The 21078-nt window shown below is 71.2% G+C and carries 20 protein-coding genes; 5 read left to right on the top strand and 15 right to left on the bottom strand.

Translation table 11 applies throughout. The features are described from left to right. Positions 1 to 161: 161 nt before the first annotated feature. Positions 162 to 848: a response regulator gene (locus tag ACRQ4C_RS07585; RefSeq protein ID WP_290132041.1), complete on the bottom strand. Its 687-nt coding sequence runs from the start codon at positions 846 to 848 to the stop codon at positions 162 to 164. Then, entirely contained in the window at positions 845 to 2080 is a 1236-nt protein-coding gene (locus ACRQ4C_RS07580) for a sensor histidine kinase (RefSeq protein WP_439690694.1), read from the bottom strand. Before ACRQ4C_RS07580 ends, ACRQ4C_RS07585 begins: the two co-directional genes overlap by 4 nt. Positions 2081 to 2173: 93 nt before the next feature. Between ACRQ4C_RS07580 and ACRQ4C_RS07575 the strand changes: the two genes are divergently transcribed. Then, on the top strand, positions 2174 to 4198 hold the full coding sequence (locus tag ACRQ4C_RS07575; protein ID WP_439690693.1) for an acyltransferase family protein: 2025 nt from the start codon (positions 2174 to 2176) through the stop codon (positions 4196 to 4198). A 42-nt stretch (positions 4199 to 4240) separates the two neighbouring features. On the opposite strand, the gene era is transcribed toward ACRQ4C_RS07575, so the two are convergent. The 8 genes from era to hrcA form a co-directional block, all read right to left on the bottom strand. Next, entirely contained in the window at positions 4241 to 5170 is a 930-nt protein-coding gene (gene era / locus ACRQ4C_RS07570) for a GTPase Era (protein ID WP_439690692.1), read from the bottom strand. Further along, complete coding sequence (locus tag ACRQ4C_RS07565; RefSeq protein WP_439690691.1) at positions 5167 to 6489, bottom strand: hemolysin family protein; 1323 nt, start codon at positions 6487 to 6489, stop codon at positions 5167 to 5169. The genes era and ACRQ4C_RS07565 overlap by 4 nt, the downstream gene beginning before the upstream one ends. A gap of 4 nt (positions 6490 to 6493) precedes the next feature. Beyond that, positions 6494 to 6955: an rRNA maturation RNase YbeY gene (gene ybeY / locus ACRQ4C_RS07560; protein WP_290132045.1), complete on the bottom strand. Its 462-nt coding sequence runs from the start codon at positions 6953 to 6955 to the stop codon at positions 6494 to 6496. Continuing rightward, the gene (locus tag ACRQ4C_RS07555; RefSeq protein WP_400415114.1) at positions 6952 to 8076 is read right to left on the bottom strand and encodes a PhoH family protein; all 1125 of its coding nucleotides are present in this window, start codon (positions 8074 to 8076) and stop codon (positions 6952 to 6954) included. Before ACRQ4C_RS07555 ends, ybeY begins: the two co-directional genes overlap by 4 nt. Continuing rightward, positions 8066 to 8419 (bottom strand): histidine triad nucleotide-binding protein, encoded by a 354-nt coding sequence (locus ACRQ4C_RS07550; protein WP_439690690.1) that lies wholly within the window; start codon positions 8417 to 8419, stop codon positions 8066 to 8068. Before ACRQ4C_RS07550 ends, ACRQ4C_RS07555 begins: the two co-directional genes overlap by 11 nt. Positions 8420 to 8453: 34 nt before the next feature. Beyond that, entirely contained in the window at positions 8454 to 9191 is a 738-nt protein-coding gene (locus tag ACRQ4C_RS07545) for a 16S rRNA (uracil(1498)-N(3))-methyltransferase (RefSeq protein ID WP_290132047.1), read from the bottom strand. Then, on the bottom strand, positions 9191 to 10300 hold the full coding sequence (gene dnaJ / locus ACRQ4C_RS07540) for a molecular chaperone DnaJ (RefSeq protein ID WP_290132048.1): 1110 nt from the start codon (positions 10298 to 10300) through the stop codon (positions 9191 to 9193). Before dnaJ ends, ACRQ4C_RS07545 begins: the two co-directional genes overlap by 1 nt. Before the next feature lie 87 nt (positions 10301 to 10387). Next, positions 10388 to 11407, bottom strand: a complete 1020-nt coding sequence (hrcA, locus tag ACRQ4C_RS07535; RefSeq protein ID WP_439690689.1) for a heat-inducible transcriptional repressor HrcA — start codon at positions 11405 to 11407, stop codon at positions 10388 to 10390. A gap of 109 nt (positions 11408 to 11516) precedes the next feature. Between hrcA and ACRQ4C_RS07530 the strand changes: the two genes are divergently transcribed. Beyond that, the gene (locus tag ACRQ4C_RS07530) at positions 11517 to 11915 is read left to right on the top strand and encodes a DUF4870 domain-containing protein (protein ID WP_439690688.1); all 399 of its coding nucleotides are present in this window, start codon (positions 11517 to 11519) and stop codon (positions 11913 to 11915) included. A gap of 23 nt (positions 11916 to 11938) precedes the next feature. Here ACRQ4C_RS07530 and hemW read toward each other — a convergent pair whose 3' ends face one another. Beyond that, complete coding sequence (gene hemW, locus ACRQ4C_RS07525) at positions 11939 to 13156, bottom strand: radical SAM family heme chaperone HemW (RefSeq protein ID WP_439690687.1); 1218 nt, start codon at positions 13154 to 13156, stop codon at positions 11939 to 11941. A 28-nt stretch (positions 13157 to 13184) separates the two neighbouring features. On the opposite strand from hemW, the gene ACRQ4C_RS07520 reads away from it, so the two are divergent. Next, positions 13185 to 13877, top strand: a complete 693-nt coding sequence (locus ACRQ4C_RS07520) for an HAD family hydrolase (protein WP_439690686.1) — start codon at positions 13185 to 13187, stop codon at positions 13875 to 13877. A gap of 118 nt (positions 13878 to 13995) precedes the next feature. On the opposite strand, the gene ACRQ4C_RS07515 is transcribed toward ACRQ4C_RS07520, so the two are convergent. Beyond that, on the bottom strand, positions 13996 to 14643 hold the full coding sequence (locus ACRQ4C_RS07515; protein ID WP_439690685.1) for a DUF1990 family protein: 648 nt from the start codon (positions 14641 to 14643) through the stop codon (positions 13996 to 13998). Positions 14644 to 14971: 328 nt separating this feature from the next. Between ACRQ4C_RS07515 and ACRQ4C_RS07510 the strand changes: the two genes are divergently transcribed. Further along, a complete protein-coding gene (locus ACRQ4C_RS07510) occupies positions 14972 to 15460 on the top strand; it encodes a hypothetical protein (protein ID WP_439690684.1) in 489 nt (162 codons plus the stop codon). 4 nt (positions 15461 to 15464) lie between these two features. Here ACRQ4C_RS07510 and lepA read toward each other — a convergent pair whose 3' ends face one another. Both lepA and ACRQ4C_RS07500 read right to left on the bottom strand, forming a co-directional pair. Next, complete coding sequence (lepA, locus tag ACRQ4C_RS07505) at positions 15465 to 17312, bottom strand: translation elongation factor 4 (RefSeq protein WP_290132055.1); 1848 nt, start codon at positions 17310 to 17312, stop codon at positions 15465 to 15467. Between the two features lie 230 nt (positions 17313 to 17542). Beyond that, positions 17543 to 18709, bottom strand: coding sequence for a pyridoxal phosphate-dependent aminotransferase (locus ACRQ4C_RS07500; RefSeq protein ID WP_439690683.1), 1167 nt, complete (start codon positions 18707 to 18709; stop codon positions 17543 to 17545). Positions 18710 to 18945: 236 nt separating this feature from the next. Here ACRQ4C_RS07500 and rpsT point away from each other — a divergent pair, with 236 nt between their 5' ends. After that, the gene (gene rpsT / locus ACRQ4C_RS07495) at positions 18946 to 19206 is read left to right on the top strand and encodes a 30S ribosomal protein S20 (protein WP_022904294.1); all 261 of its coding nucleotides are present in this window, start codon (positions 18946 to 18948) and stop codon (positions 19204 to 19206) included. Between the two features lie 338 nt (positions 19207 to 19544). Here the strand turns inward: rpsT and holA are convergent, their stop codons facing one another. Then, positions 19545 to 20564 (bottom strand): DNA polymerase III subunit delta, encoded by a 1020-nt coding sequence (holA, locus tag ACRQ4C_RS07490; RefSeq protein WP_439690682.1) that lies wholly within the window; start codon positions 20562 to 20564, stop codon positions 19545 to 19547. Positions 20565 to 21078: the final 514 nt, after the last annotated feature.

Raw genomic sequence — 21078 nt, 5'->3', positions numbered from 1 at the left:
ACGGCCTGGAGGCTCGTCCCGCGTCGGTCGGTCGGCTCCTGTGGATGGTCCGCTCGGCTTGCTCCCCTGTGGACGGGTCATCCCTCCGGATGACGGGCCGTCGTGCTGCGGGCGCTGCGCGGGGCGACGTGCCGTCGCGAGGCGGCGCTGGCGCGTCGGTGTCAGTCCTTCGCGACGAGCCCGTGCTCGTGCGCGAACACCACGAGCCGCACCCGGTCCCGCAGCTCGAGCTTCGTCAGCACCCGCGAGATGTGGGTCTTGACGGTGGCCTCGCTCACGAACTCGTGCGATGCGATCTCGCTGTTGCTCATGCCCTTCGCCGCGAGGTCGAAGATCTCCCGCTCCCGCGGCGTCAGCTCCGCGAACGCGGGCGGGATCGTCGCGGCCGACGGCGTCGAGTCCTCGTACCGGCGCAGCAGCTCCCGGGTCGCCGACGCCGCGAAGACCGCGGTCCCCGCGTGCACCGTGCGGATCGCCGCGAGCAGGAACTCGGGGTCCGCGTCCTTCAGCACGAAGCCGCTGGCTCCCGCCCTGATCGCCTTCGCGGCAGCTTCGTCGAAGTCGAACGTCGTGAGCACGAGGACCTTCGCGCCGTCGGTGCCCGACTGCTCCACGATGCGGGACGTCGCCGTGATGCCGTCCATCACCGGCATGCGCACGTCCATGAGGACCACGTCGGGACGGGCACGCCGGACGAGTTCGACGCCCTCGGCGCCGTCGCCGGCCTCACCCACGAACTGCAGGTCCGGCTGCGAGTCGATGAGCATGCGGATCCCGGTGCGGAAGAGCGCCTGGTCGTCGACGAGCGCCACACGGATGCGGGCCTCGGGGTTCGGGGTCGTGGTCATCGTGCGGTGTGCTCCTGCTGGATCGAGGTGATGCGGTCGCGGGGCATCTGCCCGCTGGCGGGGACCGAGGGCATCCGGACCGCCACGACGAAGTCGTCACCGCGTGGCCCGGCGGTCATCGTCCCGCCCGTCATGGTGGCACGCTCGCGCATGCCCACCAGGCCGTGGCCGGTCCCCGGGCCGGCGCGGCCGTCGTCGGCGCGCTCGTTGACGACCTGGATCTCGACCGTGTCCGGTCGGTAGGTGAGACGAGCACGCACGGGAGCGCCACGCTGCCCGTGCTTGTACGCGTTCGTGAGGCTCTCCTGCACGATCCGGTACACCGCGAGCTGGGTGGTCGTCGGCAGGGTCGAGGGATCGCCCTCACGCTCGACGTCGACGTCGAGCCCGATGTCGCGCATCTCCGTCACGAGGTGCTCGATGTCGTCGATGTCCGGCGTCGGCGCGGTGCCCTGCTCGTGCCGCAGCGTCCCGAGCAGTTCGCGGACGTCGCCGAGTGCCCGACGGGCCGTGCCGGAGATCGTGGTCAGGGCCTGGTCGGCGATCGCGGGGTCGGCCTTGAGCGCGTAGCGGGCACCGTCCGCCTGGGCGATGACCACCGCGAGGGAGTGCGCGACGATGTCGTGCATGTCGCGGGCGATGCGGACGCGCTCCTGCTCGACGGCGACCGCACGGTCGGCCCGTGCGGCGTCGCGCTCGGCGAGGAGCTGGGCCTCACGGCTGACGCTCGCGAGCCGACGGGTCCGCCGGACCAGTCCCGCGAGCCACGGGAGCAGGAGGACCAGCAGCACGCCAGCGAACGTGCCGAGCACGAGCTGGGCGAACTCCATCGGGGTCCGCGTGAAGCCGACGTCGTGCTGCTGCTGCACGTCCTGCAGCCCGGTGTAGCCCGCGGCGACGAGTGCCCCGCCGACCGCCGAGAGGAGCCCGGCGAGCCGGACCCGACTGCTGCCGTACGCGCTCGTGGTGAACATCACGCCCGCGATGAGCACGTTGGCGGGATCAGGGGTCTGCCAGGTCGCCATCTGCAGGACGGCGAACAGCCACGCGATGCCGAGCGCGAGGCCCGGGGAGAGTCGACGGAGCGCCAGGGACACCGTGAGCCCGGCGACGACGACGATGCTCAGCAGGCCGTTGCCCACACCGGTCCGGAGGAGCAGCAGCACCACGCCGAGGAGGACCGCGACGACGACGTCGAAGAGGACCTGCGAGCGCAGCACGGGACGGAACACCACACCACGGTACGACGCACGGGGCGATGCCGCGTCCGCCTGGAGAGTGAGCCGTGGCGATGCGGATTGCATCTCACCTGATAACATTTCAGTATGCAGATGCGCACGGACATCCAGGGCCTCCGGGCGATCGCGGTCTCCGCTGTCCTGCTCGAGCACACCTTCGGCGCACCGTCCGGTGGCTACCTCGGCGTGGATGTATTCTTCGTGCTGTCCGGCTTCCTCATCACGTCCCTGCTCCACCGTGAGCTGGCGGAGGCCGGCGGCATCCGGCTCCTCGCGTTCTGGCGGCGACGGTTCTGGCGGCTCGCGCCGTCGTTCCTCGTGGTCGTCGTGGCGACCGTCGGCCTCTCGCTCTGCATCACACCTGGTGCGGCGCGCGGCGACCTGGCCGCCGCGGTCGCCGCGATCGCGTCGGTGGCCAATTGGTACTACCTCCGTCTGGGTACCGACTACTTCGCAGCGCTGGGACCGGTGTCGGCGTTCCAGCACACGTGGTCACTCTCGGTGGAGGAGCAGTTCTACGTCGTGTGGCCACCGATCGTCGCGGTCGTCGGTGCCCTGTGCTGGAAGTGGTCCGGTCCGCGTACCCGGCACCGCGCGGCGGTCCTCGTCCTCTCGGTCGTCCTCGCAGCGGCGTCTGCTGCATCACTCCTCGTGGCGTTGAGGACTGGGCAGAGCGAGTCGTCCACCGCGTACTTCTCGACGATCACCCGCATCTGGGAACTGGGAGCAGGAGCACTCCTCGCCGGCCTCGGACGACGCTGGCGCTTCTCGAAGACCCTCGGAACCGTCGTCTCCTGGGCCGGACTGGCCACCATCGTGCTCGGGCTCCTGGTCATCGACGCCGAGACACCGGCACCGGCGCCGGCCGCCCTGCTCTGCGTGGTCGGCACCGGTGCGGTCCTCGTCGGGGGCCGGTCCGCGAAGCGCCTCCGTCTGCTCGAGAACCCGCTGTCCGACCGTCTCGCGTCCATCAGCTACGTCCTGTACCTGTGGCACTTCCCCGTCCTGGCCTTCATCAAGGTCGTCGCACCCGGAGCAACGTGGGCGAGCCTGCCGGTCGCCGTCCTCCTGGCGATCCCGACGCACCTCCTGGTCGAACAACCACTCCGCCACGGCATCTCGGCCCGCCGAGGCCGGCACCGTCCGACGAGGTCGACCTGGCAGCGCGCGATCCTCGCCACGCTGGCAGCGGCCGGTCTGGTCGCGGTCGTCGGGCTCACCCGACCCACACCACTCGTCCCGGAGCTCGCACCGGTCGTCGCCGACGGAGCGGTGCGCGAGCGGCAAGAGTCGATCGGCGAAGCCCTCCGGACGCTGCGGTGGAGCGATGTCGACCTGACGGCACGCGTGGCGGAGGGGACCGCGACGCTCCCCCGTTCCTGCGGATCCGTGGTGGACCGGCCGTCCCTCGCCGAGTGCACGTTCGGAGCCGCGACGTCCGGTCCGACGGTCGTGGTCGTCGGTGACTCGCTGGCCGCGACCTGGCTCGACGCACTCGTCCCCTGGTTCGAGCGGGCGCTCCCTGGCTGGCGACTCGTGGCGGTCCCCACCGACGGGTGTCCGGCCATCGACCTCCCGCTCCGCGGACTCCGGGCGGACTGCTCGGCCGCGACGGCAGCTGCGATGGAAACCGTCGCCGCACTCCGCCCGGAGGTCGTCCTCCTCACGAGCAAGCTGGAGGACCCGTTCGGGCTCGACGGCACGCTGCGAGCTGCGTCAGAGCGGGAAGTCCGTGACGGCACCGTCCGGTGGCTCCGGGAGATCCGTCCGCTCACCGGTCGGCTCGTCCACCTGCTCCCACCGCCGGCCGGCTCCGACCTCCGCGCATGCCGGTCACCACTCGGAACGCCGGCCGCCTGTGTCGCCCCGGTCTCACGATCCTGGCACGACCGGACAGCGATGATCCGGTCCGTCGCTGCTGAACACGGCGACGTCGTCGTCGACACGACCGACCTCGTGGCGAGGGACGGCCTGACACCGGCGTTCGTCGGTCGTCAGGCTGTCCGGATGGACCGGGTCCACCTCGACCGCTCCTACGCCCGATCGAGCAGTGACGCACTGGGGCAGCTCATCGCCGAGGCCGTCCCCGAGTTCCGCGCCGTCGGGCGGTGAGCGCCCGCTGCACGGGGGTGGTCCGTTCCGACGACGGCCCGCTCAGAAGCCGAGGCGGCCGAGCTGCTTCGGGTCGCGCTGCCACTCCTTCGCGACCTTCACCCGGAGGTTCAGGTGCACGTGCCGACCGCCCAGCAGCGCCTCGATCTCGGTCCGGGCGCGCGACCCGACGTCCTTGAGACGTTCGCCGCCGCGGCCGATGACGATCGCCTTCTGGCTGTCGCGCTCGACGAAGAGGTTCGCGAAGATGCGCAGCGGACCGTCGGGGTCGTCGTCCTCGTCCGGCTCGACGACGTCCTCGACGACGACGGCCAGCGAGTGCGGGAGTTCGTCGCGGACGCCCTCGAGCGCGGCCTCGCGGATGAGTTCGGCGATGCGGTCCTCGTCGGTCTCCTCCGTGACGGTCGCGTCGTCGTAGAGCTGCGGCGACTCGGGCAGCAGCGCCGTGATCTCGTCGAGGAGCGGTTCGAGCTGCAGCCCGCGGGTGCCGGACGTCGGGATGATGACGTCCCAATCGCGGAGCTGCGACACCGCCAGGAGCTGCTCGCCGACCTTGTCCTTCGGGACGCGGTCGATCTTCGTGACGATGGCGATCTTCTTCGCCCGCGGGTACTGGTCGAGCGAATCGTTGATGAAGCGGTCGCCCGGGCCGATCGGCTCGTTCGCCGGCACGCAGAAGCCGATCACGTCGACGTCACCGAGCGTCGACTGCACGAGGTCGTTGAGCCGTTCCCCGAGCAGCGTCCGCGGTCGGTGGACACCGGGTGTGTCGACGATGATGACCTGCCCGTTCGGCCGGTGCACGACGCCACGGATGGCCCGACGGGTGGTCTGCGGCTTCGACGAGGTGATGGCCACCTTCTCGCCGACCAGCGCGTTCGTCAGCGTCGACTTGCCGACGTTGGGCCGGCCGACGAAGGAGACGAAGCCCGCTCGGTACGGCTGGCCCTCGGGCGTGGTGGTGTCGGTCATGCGGAGGTGTTCCCTGTCGTGGTGGGCGTGGAGTCGTCGAGGGCGTGCTCGACGTCGGCGAGGGCGTCGGTCCGCTCCGCGAGGACGGAGACGAGGTGGCGGCGCTTGCCCTCTACCCGCTCGGCGACGAGCACGATGCCGTCGACCGTGACGCGGTCGCCACGGGTGGCGAGGTGGCCGAGTTCCTTGACGAGCAGGCCGCCCGCCGTGTCGACGTCGTCGTCATCGAGCTCGATGCCGAAGAGGTCGCCCAGTTCGTCGACGGGCATCCGGGCCGAGATGCGCCAGACGCCGGGCTCCACCTCGACCCGGTCGACCACGGCGCGGTCGTACTCGTCCGAGATGTCGCCGACGAGCTCCTCGATGAGGTCCTCCATCGTGACGAGCCCGGCGACCCCGCCGTACTCGTCGACCACGAGCAGCAGGTGGTTCTTGCCCGCCTGCATCGCACGCAGCGTGTCGTCCGCGGCCTTCGACTCCGGGACGAACCCGGCCGGGCGCAGCAGACCCGTCACCGGCTCGGCGCCGGCTCCCGGACGCTCGTAGAGCGCACGGGACACGTCACGGAGGTACAGGACGCCGAGCACGTCGTCGCTGTCCTTCCCCGTGACCGGCATCCGGGACACGCCCGCGACGAGGAACTGCTCCATGGCGGCCGCCAGCGCGTCGGCGCCGTCGACGGTGATCATGTCGGTGCGCGGCACCATGACCTCGCGCACGAGCGTGTCGCTGAACTCGAACACGGAGTGGATGAGCTCGCGGTCGTCCGCTTCGAGGACGTTGCTCTCGGCGGCCTCGTCGACGAGCGACAGCAGCTGCTCCTCGCTCGACACCGTCGAGGCGCTGCGACCACGGCCGGGGGTGACCCGGTCGCCGATGGCCACGAGGAGTCCGGCGAGCGGCCCGAGCACGATGCGAACGGCGCGGACGAGGCCGCCCGTGACCGCGATCAGGCGCTCGGCGTGCGCACGTCCGACACTCCGGGGGCTCGAGCCGACGAGGACGAACGACACCGCGGTCATCACGGCGGCGGAAACGATGAGCGCCACCCACCAGGTGTCGAAGACGGTCACGAGGGCGATCGTCACGAGCACCGCGGCGGCCGTCTCGGCGAGCACGCGGACGAAGTTCAGGGCGTTGACGTGCGCGCCGACGTCATCGCCGATCGCCTCGATCGCACGACGACGCTTGGCGCCCCGCGCGATCTCGTCGAGGTCGGCGCGGGACAGCACGGAGAGCGCCGCGTCGGACGCCGCGAGCACACCGCCGCCGACGACCAGCACGAACGCCACCGCGAGCAGGACGGCGACGAGCAGCATCAGGTCACCGCCCTCGGTGCTGGGCGGCGAACGCGGAGAGGATCTCGCCCTGGATGCCGAACATCTCGGCCTTCTCCTCCGGCTCCGCGTGGTCGAAGCCGAGGAGGTGCAAGATCCCGTGGCACGTGAGCAGCAACATCTCGTCGGTCGTGGAGTGTCCGGCCGTCTTCGCCTGTTCCTCCGCCACCTGCGGGCAGAGCACGATGTCGCCGAGGAGTCCGGCGGGCGTCGGGTCGTCCTCGGTGCCCGGGCGCAGTTCGTCCATCGGGAAGCTCAGGACGTCGGTCGGACCGGGCTCGTCCATCCACCGCACGTGCAGCTGCTCCATCGCGCCCTCGTCCACGAGCACGATCGCGAGCTCCGCGTCGGCGTGGACGTGCATCGCGTCGAGCGCGAAGGAGGCGAGGCGCTGGATCGCGGCCTCGTCCACCTCCACCCCGGACTCGTTGTTGAGCTCGATGCTCACCGGTTCCCTCCTCGGGAGTCGTTCTGCGGGTACGGGGAGCGCTGCCGGTCCTGCGGCGGACGGCCGCGACGCTCCGCGCGGTTGACGCCGGCGGGGTTGCCCTCCGCTGCCGAGCCGCGACCGCCGGGACGGTATCCGGCCTGCTCGGCGAGGCGCTCCTCGTCGTAGACGGTGTACGCGTCCACGATGCGCCCGACGAGCGTGTGCCGGACGACGTCCTCGCTGCCGAGGCGGGCGAAGTGGATGTCGTCGACCTTGTCGAGGATCCGTGTCACGAGCCGGAGCCCGGAGAGGTTGCCGGGCAGGTCGACCTGGGTGATGTCACCCGTGACGACCATCTTCGACCCGAACCCGAGGCGCGTGAGGAACATCTTCATCTGCTCGGGCGTGGTGTTCTGCGCCTCGTCGAGGACCACGAACGAGTCGTTGAGCGTCCGCCCGCGCATGTACGCCAGCGGCGCGACCTCGACGGTGCCGGCCGCGAGGAGCTTCGGCACGAGCTCGGGGTCCATCATCTCGTTGAGGGCGTCGTACAGCGGCCGCAGGTACGGGTCGATCTTGTCGGTGAGCGTGCCGGGCAGGAACCCGAGCCGCTCGCCCGCCTCGACCGCCGGACGCGTGAGGATGATGCGGGTGACCTCGCGCCGCTGCAGCGCCTGCACGGCCTTCGCCATCGCCAGGTACGTCTTGCCGGTACCCGCCGGTCCGATCCCGAACGTGATGGTGTTCGCGTCGATCGCGTCGACGTACGCCCGCTGGCCGTCGGTCTTCGGGCGGACCGACTTGCCCCGGCTCGACACGATCGGGGTCCCGAAGGTGTCCGACGGCTTGCGGTCGTCGTCGAGGATGCGCGCCGACATCGGGATGTCGGCAGGGCCGATGTCCTGACCGCGCTTGACCATGCCGACGAGTTCGTCGACGAGGGCTCGGGCGCGGGCGACGTCGCGCTCCGGGCCGGTGAGGCTGACCTCGTTGCCGCGCACGACGACGCGGACCCCGGGGTACTGACGTTCGACGGTCTTGAGCAGCCGGTCCTGCGGACCCAGCAGCTGCACCATGGCGATGCCGTCGACGGTGAGCTCGGACGTGGCGTCCTGCTCGAGTGGTTCGTTATCCGGCAAGGGTGCCTTCCTGCAGTTCACCTGCGAGTACGTGCGCGTGCACGTGGAACACGGTCTGACCGGCTGCTTCGCCGGTGTTGAACACGAGACGGTACTGGCCGCCGGCACGCTCGTCGGCGATGCGCTGCGCGGTGGCGACCACGTGGGCGAGGAGGTCGGGGTCCCCGGAGGCGAGCTCCGTCACGTTGCGGTACTGCTCGGTCTTCGGGACGACGAGCACGTGGACGGGAGCCTTCGGCGCGATGTCCTCGAACGCGATGACGCGGTCGTCCTCGGCGACGACGATCGCCGGGATCTCGCGCGCGATGATCTTCGAGAAGACGCTGGGCGTGCTGGTGCTCATGTCCCCATCGTAGAACGCGCCGCCGACGGCGGGCCTACCAGCGCCCGAGCCGCGTCTGGAGGATCGACAGTGCCGCCGGACCCGCGGTCGAGGTCCGGAGCACGGTGTCGCCGAGTCGCACCCGCACGGCGCCCGCGGCGACCAACCGGTCGAACTCGCTGCCGTCGATGCCGCCTTCGGGCCCGACGACGAGCGCGATGTCCTCGACGTCGGCCGGCGGCTCCCACGCGGAGAGCCGGACGTCGCCGACCGGGTCGAGCACGAGCACCGCCCGTCCGACGCCGACGGTCCCCACGAGCTGCGCGGTCGTCACCGGCGCCTCGACGGCCGGCACCCGCGGACGGATCGCCTGCTTCGAGGCCTCGTGCGCGATGGCCTCCCACCGCGCACGGCCCTTCTCGACCTTCGCCCCCTCCCACCGGGAGACACTGCGGGCCGCCGACCACGGGACGATGCGATCGACGCCGATCTCGGTCGACGCCTGCACGGCCATCTCGTCGCGACCGCCCTTGGCCAGGGCCTGCACGAGCGTCAGCGTGGGCGACGGCGCCGGGGAGACGTCCACCGCCGTGACCTCGAGCACGAGGGCGTCGCGGTCGGTGGTCACCACCGGTCCGGTCACCACGGTGCCGTTCCCGTCGCCCAGGCGCAGCGTCTCGCCGACCCGCACCCGCGCGACCGACACCGCGTGACGGCCTTCCGCCCCGCCCAGCGACACCTGGTCGCCGACGGTCACGCCGTCGAGCGCGGGCACGAGGTACAGCGAGGCCATCAGAAGTTGAAGAAGCGGTCGCGGAGCTTGCCGAACATGCCCTGCTGGAACCGGGCGAGCTGCGGCTTCGTCGCCTTGTGCGACTTCGCGAGCTGCTCGACCAGCTGGCGTTCCTTGTGCGAGAGCTTCGTCGGCGTCACGACCTGCACGCCGACGCGGAGGTCACCGCGCCCGGCGCCGCGCAGCTTCGTGACGCCGCGGTCCTTGAGCACGAGCACGTCCGCGCTCTGGACACCGGGACGGATCTCGAGCTCGACCGGCCCGTCGAGACCGTCGATCGTCGCGGTGGTGCCGAGGATCGCGTCGGTCATCCCGACCTCGAGCGTCGCGAGCAGGTCGTCGCCGTCGCGGCTGAAGACGTCGTGGTGCCGCACCCGGATCTCGAGGTAGAGATCACCCGAGGGGCCGCCGGCCGGACCGACCTCGCCCTGACCCGGCATCTGCAGGCGCAGCCCGGAGTCGACACCGGCGGGCACGTCGACCGGGATCGAGCGACGGGCACGCACGCGGCCCTGGCCCTGGCACGTCGGGCACGGGTTCGGGATCACGGTGCCGTAGCCGCGGCAGGTGCCGCACGGCGCGCTCGTGACGACGTTGCCGAGGAGCGAACGGACCTGGCGCTGGATGTGGCCGGAGCCGCCGCAGATGTCGCACGTGCGCGGGCTCGTGCCCGGCGCGCAGCACGAGCCGTGGCAGGTCTCGCACAGGACGGCCGTGTCGACCTCGACCTCCTTGTGGGTGCCGAAGACGACCTCGTCGAGGTCGACGTCGATGCGCAGCAGGGCGTCCTGCCCCCGCTCGGCACGACTGCGGGGACCGGAGCCCCGACCGCCGCCACCACCACCGAAGAAGGCGTCGAAGATGTCGCTGAAGCCACCGGCCCCGCCACCGAACGGGCTGTCCGCCTGCGGTCCGGCGTCGTACCGACGGCGCTGTTCGGGGTCGCTCAGCACGTCGTACGCGTGCGTCACGTCCTTGAAGCGCTCGGCGGCCTCCGGGCTGGGGTTCACGTCCGGGTGGAGTTCCCGCGCCAGGCGACGGTAGGCCTTCTTGATGTCGGCATCGGAGGCGTCCGGCTGGACGCCGAGGACGTCGTAGTGGTCTGCCACGTATCCCTCAGAGAGTTTCGGTTCGGTCGGTCTGGAGGCCCGGTGCGGGTCGTGCGCGTGGGTCGCGCCGATCGCGGTGCGGGCCGGTCAATGTTCGCCCAGGAGCTTGGACAGGTACCGTGCGACGGCCCGGACGGCGGCCATGTTGCTGCCGTAGTCCATCCGCGTCGGCCCGAGCACCCCGAGCCGTGCCACCTCGCCGCCGGCGAGGTACCCGCCCGCGACGATGCTCGTGGCGTCGAGGCCGTACTCGGCGTTCTCGACCCCGATGCGCGCGGCCACGGCGATGTCGTCCACCTGCATCTCCCCGAACAGTCGGAGCAGGGTGACTTGTTCCTCGATCGCCTCGAGCACGGGGAAGAGTCCGCCGGAGAAGTCGGACTCGCTCTTCGCGAGGTTCGCCGCGCCGGCCATGAGCAGGCGGTCCTGGCGGTTCGCCGCCACCTGCTCGATGAGGGTCGCGACGACGACCCCGGCGAGGGGCTGGACGTCGGGGCGGAGCTGTTGCGGCACCGCCCGGAGCGCCCCGGGCACGTCCTGCAGGAGCAGCCCCACCGTGGCGCCGTTGACGACCGTGCGGAGTTCGGTGAGCGCCGACTCGTCCAGGCTGACGTCGCTCTCGACGACGCGCTGCTCGACGCGCGCGGTGTCGGTGATGAGCACGACCATGAGCCGTGTGTCACCGAGCCGGACCAGCTCGACGTGCTGCACCCGGGCGCGCACCATCGACGGGTACTGCACGAGGGCCACCTGGTTCGTCAGCTGGCTGAGCAGGCGGACCGTGCGGCCGAGGACGTCGTCGAGGTCACCCGACGCACCGAGGAACGTCTCGATCGCGTGACGCTGTGCACTGGAGAGCGGGCGGGCGGCGGCCAGGTGGTCGACGAACACCCGGTACCCCTTGTCGGTCGGTACCCGTCCGGACGACGTGTGCGGGGCGACGATGAGCTGCTCGTCCTCGAGCTGGGCCATGTCGTTGCGGATGGTCGCCGCACTGACCCCGAAGGCGTGGCGGTCGACGATGGACTTCGACCCGACCGGCTCGCGGGAAGCGACGTAGTCCCGCACGATGGCCTTGAGGACCTCGAGGCTGCGTTCGCTGACCACTCGATCCCCTTTCCGTTCGCGTTGGCACTCTCGTGTGTCGACTGCTGATCCTACGCCCGACGGCCGACAACACGGGACGTCCGTCGGCGCTCGTCGGTACGCTTCCCGCATGACCTACGGACAGCAGCCCGGCGGCCCAGGCGGCCCCCAGTACCCGCCGAACTACCAGGCGCCCCAGCCGATGAGCCCCGAGGACCAGCGACTCTGGGCGACCCTGACGCACGTCGGCGCGATCTTCTTCAGCCTGCTCGTGCCGATCGTCGCGTACCTCGTGCTGCGCGATCGGGGCCAGTTCGTGCGCGAACACACTCGCCAGGCACTGAACTTCCACATCACCGCGGCGATCGCCGGAGTCGTGTGCGGCCTGCTCTCGATCATCCTCATCGGCCTGATCCTGCTGCCGATCTTGGGTGTGCTCGTGATCGTGTTCTCGATCCTCGCCGCGATCGCCGCCAACCAGGGCCGCTTCTACAAGTACCCGCTGTCGATCGAGTTCATCAAGCAGTAGCGGATCACCCGGGCGCCGAGGGCTCAGTCGAGCAGCTCGCGGACCACCGCGTCCGCGAGCAGCCGGCCCTGCCTGGTCAACTCGACCCGACCGCGCACCGCGGCCGAGCCGTCCACGAGACCACGTGCGATGAGCCCGGCGACGCGGCCACGGGCCTCCCGGCGGAGTTCCGACGTGGCGAGCTCCCCGCGGACCCGCGCCGCGAGGAGCACGCGCTCGACGTACCGTGTCTCGTCGTCGAGGGTCTCGCGGCCGGCTGCCGGCGACTCCCCCGCGAGCACCCGGTTCGCGTACGCGGCCGGGTGCTTGACGTTCCACCAGCGGGTGCCGGCGACCGCGGAGTGCGCGCCCGGGCCGACGCCCCACCAGTCGTGACCCTTCCAGTAGGACAGGTTGTGGCGGCTCGCGTGGGCCTCGCCCCGTGCCCAGTTCGAGACCTCGTACCAGGAGTACCCGGCCGCACCGAGGACGTCGTCGGCGAGCTCGTACATGTCGGCGGCGAGGTCGTCGTCGGGAGCGGGCAGTTCGCCCCGGGCGACCATCCGCCCCATCGCGGTGCCCTCCTCGACGATGAGCGAGTACGCCGAGACGTGGTCGGGCGCACAGGCGATCGCCGCGTCGAGCGAGGTCCGCCAATCGGCGAGGGACTCCCCCGGCGTCGAGTAGATGAGGTCGAGCGACACGTCGAGGCCCTGCTGCTTCGCGAGGTCCACCACGAGCGGCACCCGCTCCGGGTCGTGCGTGCGGTCGAGCGTGGCGAGGACGTGCGGCACCGCCGACTGCATGCCGTAGCTCACCCGGGTGAAGCCGCCCTCGCGGAGCGTCTGCAGGGATGCGCCGTCCACCGAGTCGGGGTTCGCCTCGGTGGTGACCTCGGCGCCGGGCACGATGCCCCACGTCTCGTCGATCGCGCGGAGGATCATCACGAGGTCGTCGGCCGGCAGCATCGTCGGGGTCCCACCGCCGAAGAACACCGTCGACACCGGACGACGCGGGACACCGGAGCGCTCGAGCACCGAGGCGGCGAAGCGGATCTCCTGCACCGCGTGGCCCGCGTAGTCGTCACGACGGACCCCGCGCAGCTCGGACGCCGTGTACGTGTTGAAGTCGCAGTACCCGCACCGGACCCGACAGAACGGCACGTGCACGTAGACGCCGAACGGGACGTCACCCGCTCCCGGTCCGGGGGTGATCAGCCCGTCCGACGGAGCAGGATCGGCGATCGGCAGGGCGCTCGGCATGGACTCCATTCTCGGTCATGATGGAGGCATGGAGCACCACACCGTCCCCACCACGGTGCTGTGGGACATCGACGGCACCCTCGTGCTGAACGCCTCCTCGCCGGGCAACCTGTACCACCTGGCGCTCGAGCGGGCGGTCGGCCGTGACCTCACCCTGCGCGTCGGGCACCAGCACGGACGGACGGACGCCGGCCTCATCGCCGAGCACGTCCGGGCGCACGACCTCGACGACGCACTCATCCCGACCGTGTCCGGGCACCTGCGCGACCTCACCGACGAACGCTTCCGTGCCGGTGACCACCGGAAGCCGGCGCCGGGTGCCCGCGACCTCCTCCGACGCTTCGCCGTGCTGGGCTGGCGCAACGGGCTGCTCACCGGCAACTCCGAGCACCGGGCACGCGTCAAGCTTCGTGGCGCGGGGTTCGACCTCGAGGCGTTCGACTGGGCCCACTCGTTCTTCGGCGACGAAGAGGTCGACCGAGCCGGCGTGACCGGACGTGCTGCCGCTGCGCTCCGTGGCGAGCGGGCCGTGATCGTCGGCGACACCCCGCGGGACGGCGAGGCCGCCGACGTGGCGGGCATCCCGTTCCTGGCGGTCGCGACAGGCGTCTACGACGTCGAGGCGCTCCGGTCGACGAGTGCGGTCGCGGTCGCGCGCGACTGCGTGCAGGACGTGCAGCTGATCGAGGACGCGATCGCCGCGCTCGCGCCCCTGCGCTGACGGGCAGTGGCCCGGGCGGCCACCGAGACTCCGCTCCGCGGACACCTGCGCGCTGTCCGGGCCGCGGAGCTGTCCGCCGAGCGGAGTCTCGGCGTGGGCGATGTCAGGCGCGGAGGGGTCAGTCTCCGCGCAGCGCCGCGAGGTACTTCTCCGCCATGACCCGCTGCTGCCGGCGGAGCAGCGGCTCCACGAGGCGCCACTTCCGGCTCGCCGGCTGCGAGAACTGCCGCAACTGCAGCCAGACCGAACCGTCCGACGTGCGCTCGACGACGAACGACTCCTCGCCAGAGAGCGGGTGGCCCTCGAGCGTGCCGTACGCGAAGCCCTTCCGGTCCGTCTCGTCGATGATCGACACGACCCGGACCGGCGCGTGCACGGTCTGCCCGAACGCGTGCATCGTGAGCGTCGCGGTCGTCCCCGCGGTCAACAGCGGCGTGCCGTCGGGCGCGAACCGTTCGACCTTCGATGTGCCGATCGACGCGGGGGCGATCGGGACGCCGTGCTCGTCGAAGGTCACCGGGTTGTAGCGGACCTCGTCGTCGTCGGGCTGGTCGTCGACCTGCACGCGGATCCCGCTGCGCTCCTGGATCTGCCAGGACAACGCCTGCGTCACGGCGGTCTCGAAGCGGGCGTCGCCGTGGCCGATCCGCGCGCGGGACTCGGTGGGCGTGAAGCCCTCCGGCGGGTACGTCATGAGGTCCGACGCCTGGGTCGCGCCGACCGCGCCGTACGTCAGGGCGGTCCGGTAGCTGCCGCGGGAACTCATGCCGACCAGCCTACTTGGCGGTGCGAACCGTCACGACCCAGCTGCCGCGGGAACGCATGCCGACCAGCCTCCTCGGCGGTGCGAACCGTCACGACCCAGCTGCCGCGGGAACGCATACCGACCAGCCTCCTCGGCGGTGCGAACCGTCACGACCCAGCTGCCGCGGGAACGCATACCGACCAGCCTCCTCGGCGGTGCGAACCGTCACGACCCAGCTGCCGCGGGAACGCATGCCGACCAGCCTCCTCGCGATGACGACACAGAGGTTGACGGGCGAACCCCGAACTGGAGGCTCGGATCGCTCCCGCCACACCGCTATCGTCGGTCCGTGCCCACCGCGACCGCCGTCCCCCGACCTCGGACCGGCCGCACCCCGCGGACGCTGGGCACCCTCACCGCGATCGCCTTCGCGATCGCGGTCATCGCGCGGCTCGCCCTCGACCGGTACGAGGCGAGCGCCGCGCTCCCCGTCCGGTACACGAGCGAGCTCCCCGTCGACCGGTACCCGGTCGTCAGTACCCTGCTCGCGCAGGTCGCCGTCGCGAGCATCGGCGTCGGCGTCCTGCTGTTCGGCGCGCTGCTCGTGGTCGTCGTCCGACGCTCCCGCCGACGCCCGGTCGTCCCCTGGCTCGTCGGCGGAGCGGTCCTGCTCGCCCTCGGCGCGGCCGTCGCGTCCGTGGTGGCGAGCGAGCAGACCACGTTCGTCGCGATGACGGAGTGGAGCACCTGGCGGACCGCACTGGCGGGACTGGCCGCCGCGTGCCTCCCGGCCGTTTGCCTGGCAGCCCTGCGGGCGCGCGCCGAGCGCACCCGCTGAGCCGCTACTTCTTCTTCTCTTCGACGTCGCCCGAGAGCGCCGCGATGAAGGCTTCTTGCGGCACCTCGACGCGACCCACCATCTTCATGCGCTTCTTGCCCTCCTTCTGCTTCTCGAGGAGCTTGCGCTTGCGGGTGATGTCACCGCCGTAGCACTTCGCGAGGACGTCCTTGCGCATCGCCCGGATGCTCTCGCGCGCGATGATGCGTGCGCCGATGGCGGCCTGGATCGGCACTTCGAACTGCTGCCGCGGGATGAGCTTGCGGAGTCGCTCGGTCATGAGCGTGCCGTACGCGTACGCCTTGTCGCGGTGGACGATCGCACTGAACGCGTCCACCTGCTCACCCTGCAATAGGATGTCGACCTTGACGAGGTCGGCCGCCTGGTCGCCCGTGGGCTCGTAGTCGAGCGACGCGTAGCCCTGCGTCTTGCTCTTCAGCTGGTCGAAGAAGTCGAAGACGATCTCGCCGAGGGGGATCTCGTAGCGGATCTCGACGCGGTCCTCGCCGAGGTACTCCATGCCGAGGAGGGAGCCGCGGCGCGACTGGCAGAGCTCCATGATCGCGCCGACGTAGTCCTTCGGCGCGAGGATGGCCGCGCGCACCATCGGCTCGCGGACCTCGACGATGCGGCCGCCGGGGAACTCGGAGGGGTTCGTGACCTCGGTCACGGAGTTGTCCTCGTTCGTGACCTCGTAGATCACGCTCGGGGCGGTGGTGATGAGGTCGAGGCCGAACTCGCGGCTCAGGCGCTCGGTGATGATCTCGAGGTGCAGCAGGCCGAGGAACCCGCAGCGGAACCCGAACCCGAGCGCCACGGAGGTCTCGGGCTCGTACACGAGGGCGGCGTCGGACAGCTTGAGCTTGTCGAGCGCCTCGCGGAGGTCCGGGTAGTCGGAGCCGTCGATCGGGTACAGGCCCGAGAACACCATCGGCTTCGGGTCGGTGTAGCCGGCCAGCGGATCGGTCGCGGGCTTCTGCGCACTCGTGACGGTGTCGCCGACCTTCGACTGGCGGACGTCCTTCACGCCGGTGATGAGGTAGCCGACCTCGCCGACGCTGAGGCCCTTCGTCGGCTTCGGCTCCGGCGACGACACCCCGATCTCGAGGATCTCGTGCGTCGTCTTCGTGGACATCATCTGGACCTTCTCGCGCGGCGAGATGGTGCCGTCCACCATGCGGACGTAGGTGACGACGCCGCGGTAGCTGTCGTAGACGGAGTCGAAGATCATCGCGCGGGGCGGGGCGTCGACCGTGCCGACGGGCGGCGGGACCGTGCCGACGACGCGGTCGAGGAGCTCGGGGACGCCGACACCGGTCTTGCCGGAGACGCGCAGCACGTCCTCCGGCTTGCCGCCGATGAGCTGCGCGAGCTCGGCCGCGTACTTGTCCGGCTCCGCTGCGGGGAGGTCGATCTTGTTGAGGACCGGGATGATCTCGAGGTCGTTCTCGAGCGCCAGGTACAGGTTGGCGAGCGTCTGCGCCTCGATGCCCTGCGCGGCGTCCACGAGGAGGATCGCGCCCTCGCACGCGGCGAGCGATCGTGAGACCTCGTACGAGAAGTCGACGTGCCCAGGCGTGTCGATCATGTTCAGCGCGAACGTCTTGCCGTCGAGCTCCCACGGCATGCGGACGGCCTGGGACTTGATCGTGATGCCGCGCTCGCGCTCGATGTCCATGCGGTCGAGGTACTGCGCGCGCATCGCCCGCTCCTCGACGATGCCGGTGATCTGCAGCATGCGGTCGGCCAGCGTGGACTTGCCGTGGTCGATGTGCGCGATGATGCAGAAGTTGCGGATCGCCTCGGCCGGGGTCGCGGCGGGCTCGAGCGGCGCGGATGCTTGTGGGCTCACGGTTCCTCAGGGGTCGGGACGGTCGAACGATTGTCCCACGTCCGCGCGCCGGCGGCGCGCACCGCGGGCCGCTCTGTGGAGACGGGGCGCGGCCCTGGACGCTGTGCAGGACGGCCTGGAGGCGCGGGGCGGGCCCGCACCGCGCCTCCAGGCCGACGGATGGTCGCCGTCACGGCGGCTCGCGCCGTGTCCTCGGGCGGTGGCGATGGCCGGCTGCTCGCGCCGTCTCGTCAGACGGCCGCCGTGGCAGGTGCGGGCAGCGCGCCCAGGCCGCTCCGCAGGTCCTCCGCCGTCGCGGCCAGTGAGATGCGGATCCACCCCTCGCCGGTGCGCCCGAACGCGCTCCCCGGCGCGACCGCGACGTGCTCGCGGTGCAGCAGCGCGAGCGCCCACTCGGCGACGTCCCCTCCCGAAGCGTGCGAGACGTCGACCCAGAGGTAGAAGGCGCCGCGCGGGTCGAGGTAGCGGACACCAGCGGCGTCGAGGACCTCCTTCGCCACCTCGAGGTTCGCTCGGTAGTGCTCCCGGGCGTCACGGACCGCCGAGTGGTCCCCGACGATCGCGGCCAGGGCGGCGTACTGGTCGGGTTCGGCGACACAGCTGATCATCGCCTCCTGGGTGGTGCGCATCGTCGGCCCGAGGCTCTTCGGCGTCACGAGGTACCCCACCCGGACCCCCGTCATCGCGTACGTCTTGCTCAGCGAGAACGCCGAGAACACCCGGTCGTCGTCGTCGAGCGCAGCGATGCTCACGTGGCGGGTGCCGTAGGTGAAGTACTCGTAGACCTCGTCGCTGATCACCCAGAGGTCGTGCCGCTTCGCCAGTGCGAGGAGCTCGCGCAGGGTGTCCTCGCCGAACACCGAGCCGAGCGGGTTCGACGGCGAGTTCACGATGATCGCCCGCGTCCGCTCGGTGATGCTCGCCTCGAGTGCCGCGAGGTCCGGCTCGAAGCCGTGCTGCGGCGTCAGCTGGTACGGCACCGGTGTCGCGCCCAGGATGTGCGCGTTCATCGTGAACGTCGTGTAGCCGGGGTCCGGCACGAGGACCTCGTCGCCTGGACTGAGCACGAGCGTCATCGCCTGGAACAGCGCCTGCGTCGCGCCGATCGTCATCCAGACCTGCTCGAGGTCGACCTCGATGCGGTTCTCACGGAGGAGCTTCTCGCGGATCGCCTGCCGGAGCGGGGCGATGCCGCCGTTCGGCGTGTAGTCCGTCCGGTCCTCGGACCACGCGCGACGGGCGGCCTCGCCGATGTGCGGTGCGACCGGGACGTCGGGCTCGCCGATCACGAGCATGGTGACGTCCGTGCCGTCCGCGCGGAGCAGTGCGGCCTGTTCGAAGACCCTCCGGATGCCGGAGGCGGGGACGGTGTCGATGCGTGGTGCGAGGGACGGCATGCTCGCCACGGTAGCGACCGCGTGTTGCCGGGCGGTTTCGGCCGGTCCGGGTGCCGTGTCGTCGTGGTCGGCGTGCGGCGGTTCGCGGCCTGTCGGGCTTTGGCCGCTGGGCCTGCTCCTGGTAGTGTTGGTGGCTGGCTTCCGCGTTCCCCGCCCACGGGTGGAACGCGATGCGACCAAGGGCCCCTCTACCCAGCGGTCGCGACCACCCGTAGAGACGAACAGGAGCAACACGCATGGCGAACATCAAGTCGCAGATCAAGCGCATCAAGACCAACCTCAAGGCCACCGAGCGGAACAAGGCGTACCGCTCGGAGCTCAAGACGCACATCCGCCACACCAACGAGGCCATCGCCTCGGGTGACAAGGACAAGGCCGTCGCGGCCCTGGCCCTCGCGTCGAAGAAGCTCGACAAGGCCGTGAGCAAGGGTGTCATCCACAAGAACCAGGCCGCGAACCGCAAGTCGGCCATCGCGAAGAAGGTCTCGGCTCTCTGAGACTGACTCCTGCTCGAAGGCCCCGCACCGTTCGGTGTGGGGCCTTCGTCGTTCGCGGGGTGTGGCGGCGCGGGCGGGGGGCCTCGGGCGGGGGCGACGAAACGCGCGCGTTTCGACGATGCACCGGTCGATCGACGCTTGGTTGGTCGCATACGTGGTGCGTGATGACCGGGGATGATCGGCCGCGACGTTCCGCGCGCCGATCGACACGCGCATCGTCGGCTTCGAGGTCGTCGCGCGAGGTCGGGCGCACGCCGCCGCCCACCCGCGCCACGGGCGAGCATCACCACGTCAGCGGGCCAGGACCACCAGCGATGGCCGTGCGCCGGGTCGACCGGTCAGCGGTCCTCGCCGCGCCGGGCGATCGTGCGGACCATGACCTCGAGCGCGTAGTGGGCGTCGCGCGAGCCGCCCTTCACCGCCGTGTCGGCCGCGGCGATGCTGAGGATCGCGTTCGCCAACCCGGCCTCGCTCCAGCCCGCGACGTCCCGCTGCGCACGCTGCACCTGCCACGGCGCCATGCCGAGCGCGGATGCGGCCTGCCCGCTCGGCCCGCGGAACGCGCTGACCTTCGCCATGGTCCGGATCTTGCTCGCGAACGCGGCGACGATCGGCACGGGCGCCTCACCCGTGGCGAGGGCGTGCCGGAGCTCCACGATCGCGGGAGCCGACCGGCCGGCGAGGGCGATGTCCGCCACCTTGAAGGCGTTCGTCTCGACGCGTCCGCCGTAGTACTTGTCGACGACCTTGTCCGTGATCTCCTCGGCGGAGTCGGCGAGCAGCTGCCGGCACGCCGCAGCGAGTTCCGCCAGGTCGTCCGCGAAGGCCGCGACGAGCGTCCGGACCGCTGACGGCGCGATCTTGCGACGGGCGGCCCGGAACTCTGCGTTGACGAAGTCGATGCGGTCGGTCTCGCGCTTGAGCTCGTCGCACTGCACCTCGACGCCGCCGCCGACCCCGCTGCGGATCGTGTCGAGCAGCTTCTTGCCGCGCATGCCACCGCCGTGCCGGAGTACGAGGGTGACGTCGTCCGCCGGTCCCTCGAGGTACGCGATCGTCTCCGTGATGAACGCGTCCGTGCACTTCTCGACGTTGGTCACCCGCACGAGCCGGGGTTCGCCGAACAACGACGGGCTGGCCAGTGTCGCGAGGAGCCCGGGCGCGTACTGGTCGGCTTCGAGGTCGTGGATCTCGAGCGCTGGGTCCTCGCCGACGAGCAGGTCGCGCAGCACGCTGATCGCACGATCGGCCAGGAACGCCTCGGGCCCGGTCACGAGGACCACCGGTGCCGGTCGGACGCCCGACCACGGGACCTGGTCGATCTTCGCGGCGGCGCGCGCTGGCTTCTTGGCGGGCATGCGGTCCTTCCGGTGCTGCGAACGGCGGGGCTCCCGTCGCGCTGACGATCCTACGGCCGACCGGCGACGTCCGAGACCGGCCGACGAGCGACGCCGTCGGCGACGCGCGGACCCGGCCGACGGGGGCACCGTCCGACGACGTGCCGGGCGGCGCACCCGACGCGCGCCCGGGCGACCGCTCGGTCCAGACGCGCGGCCCGTCCACTCCCGGCGCAACCACCACCGTGCCGTGGAGGTCCGTGCGGTAGACGGCGGTCCCGGTCGCGGCGAGCACGTCGAGCACCCGACGGGTCGGGTGACCGTACGAGTTGTCCGCGCCGACGCCGATCAGCGCCACGCGCGCCCGGAGCGCCCGGTAGAGCCCGGCGTCCTGGTCCGCCGACCCGTGGTGGGACACCTTCACGACGTCGACCGGCGCGGACCCGGCTCCTCCGCTGGACGACGTCCGCATCCGCCGCTGCGATGCCTCGCCGAGGTCGCCCAGGAGCAGCGCGGACAGCGTCGCGGCGTCGCC

It is taken from the genome of Curtobacterium sp. SP.BCp (assembly GCF_051903255.1).
Classification (GTDB): Bacteria; Actinomycetota; Actinomycetes; order Actinomycetales; family Microbacteriaceae; genus Curtobacterium.
This window is presented reverse-complemented; position numbering and strand designations above follow the sequence as displayed.

Excerpts from the sequence above, each read along its gene's own strand:
- ACRQ4C_RS07585 (WP_290132041.1), bottom strand. The coding sequence starts at position 848 with ATGACCACGACCCCGAACCCCGAGGCCCGCATCCGTGTGGCGCTCGTC.
- ACRQ4C_RS07575 (WP_439690693.1), top strand. The coding sequence starts at position 2,174 with ATGCAGATGCGCACGGACATCCAGGGCCTCCGGGCGATCGCGGTCTCC.
- era (WP_439690692.1), bottom strand. The coding sequence starts at position 5,170 with ATGACCGACACCACCACGCCCGAGGGCCAGCCGTACCGAGCGGGCTTC.
- ACRQ4C_RS07565 (WP_439690691.1), bottom strand. The coding sequence starts at position 6,489 with ATGCTGCTCGTCGCCGTCCTGCTCGCGGTGGCGTTCGTGCTGGTCGTC.
- ACRQ4C_RS07550 (WP_439690690.1), bottom strand. The coding sequence starts at position 8,419 with ATGAGCACCAGCACGCCCAGCGTCTTCTCGAAGATCATCGCGCGCGAG.
- ACRQ4C_RS07545 (WP_290132047.1), bottom strand. The coding sequence starts at position 9,191 with ATGGCCTCGCTGTACCTCGTGCCCGCGCTCGACGGCGTGACCGTCGGC.
- ACRQ4C_RS07530 (WP_439690688.1), top strand. The coding sequence starts at position 11,517 with ATGACCTACGGACAGCAGCCCGGCGGCCCAGGCGGCCCCCAGTACCCG.
- hemW (WP_439690687.1), bottom strand. The coding sequence starts at position 13,156 with ATGCCGAGCGCCCTGCCGATCGCCGATCCTGCTCCGTCGGACGGGCTG.
- ACRQ4C_RS07520 (WP_439690686.1), top strand. The coding sequence starts at position 13,185 with ATGGAGCACCACACCGTCCCCACCACGGTGCTGTGGGACATCGACGGC.
- ACRQ4C_RS07515 (WP_439690685.1), bottom strand. The coding sequence starts at position 14,643 with ATGAGTTCCCGCGGCAGCTACCGGACCGCCCTGACGTACGGCGCGGTC.
- ACRQ4C_RS07500 (WP_439690683.1), bottom strand. The coding sequence starts at position 18,709 with ATGCCGTCCCTCGCACCACGCATCGACACCGTCCCCGCCTCCGGCATC.
- rpsT (WP_022904294.1), top strand. The coding sequence starts at position 18,946 with ATGGCGAACATCAAGTCGCAGATCAAGCGCATCAAGACCAACCTCAAG.
- holA (WP_439690682.1), bottom strand. The coding sequence starts at position 20,564 with ATGCCCGCCAAGAAGCCAGCGCGCGCCGCCGCGAAGATCGACCAGGTC.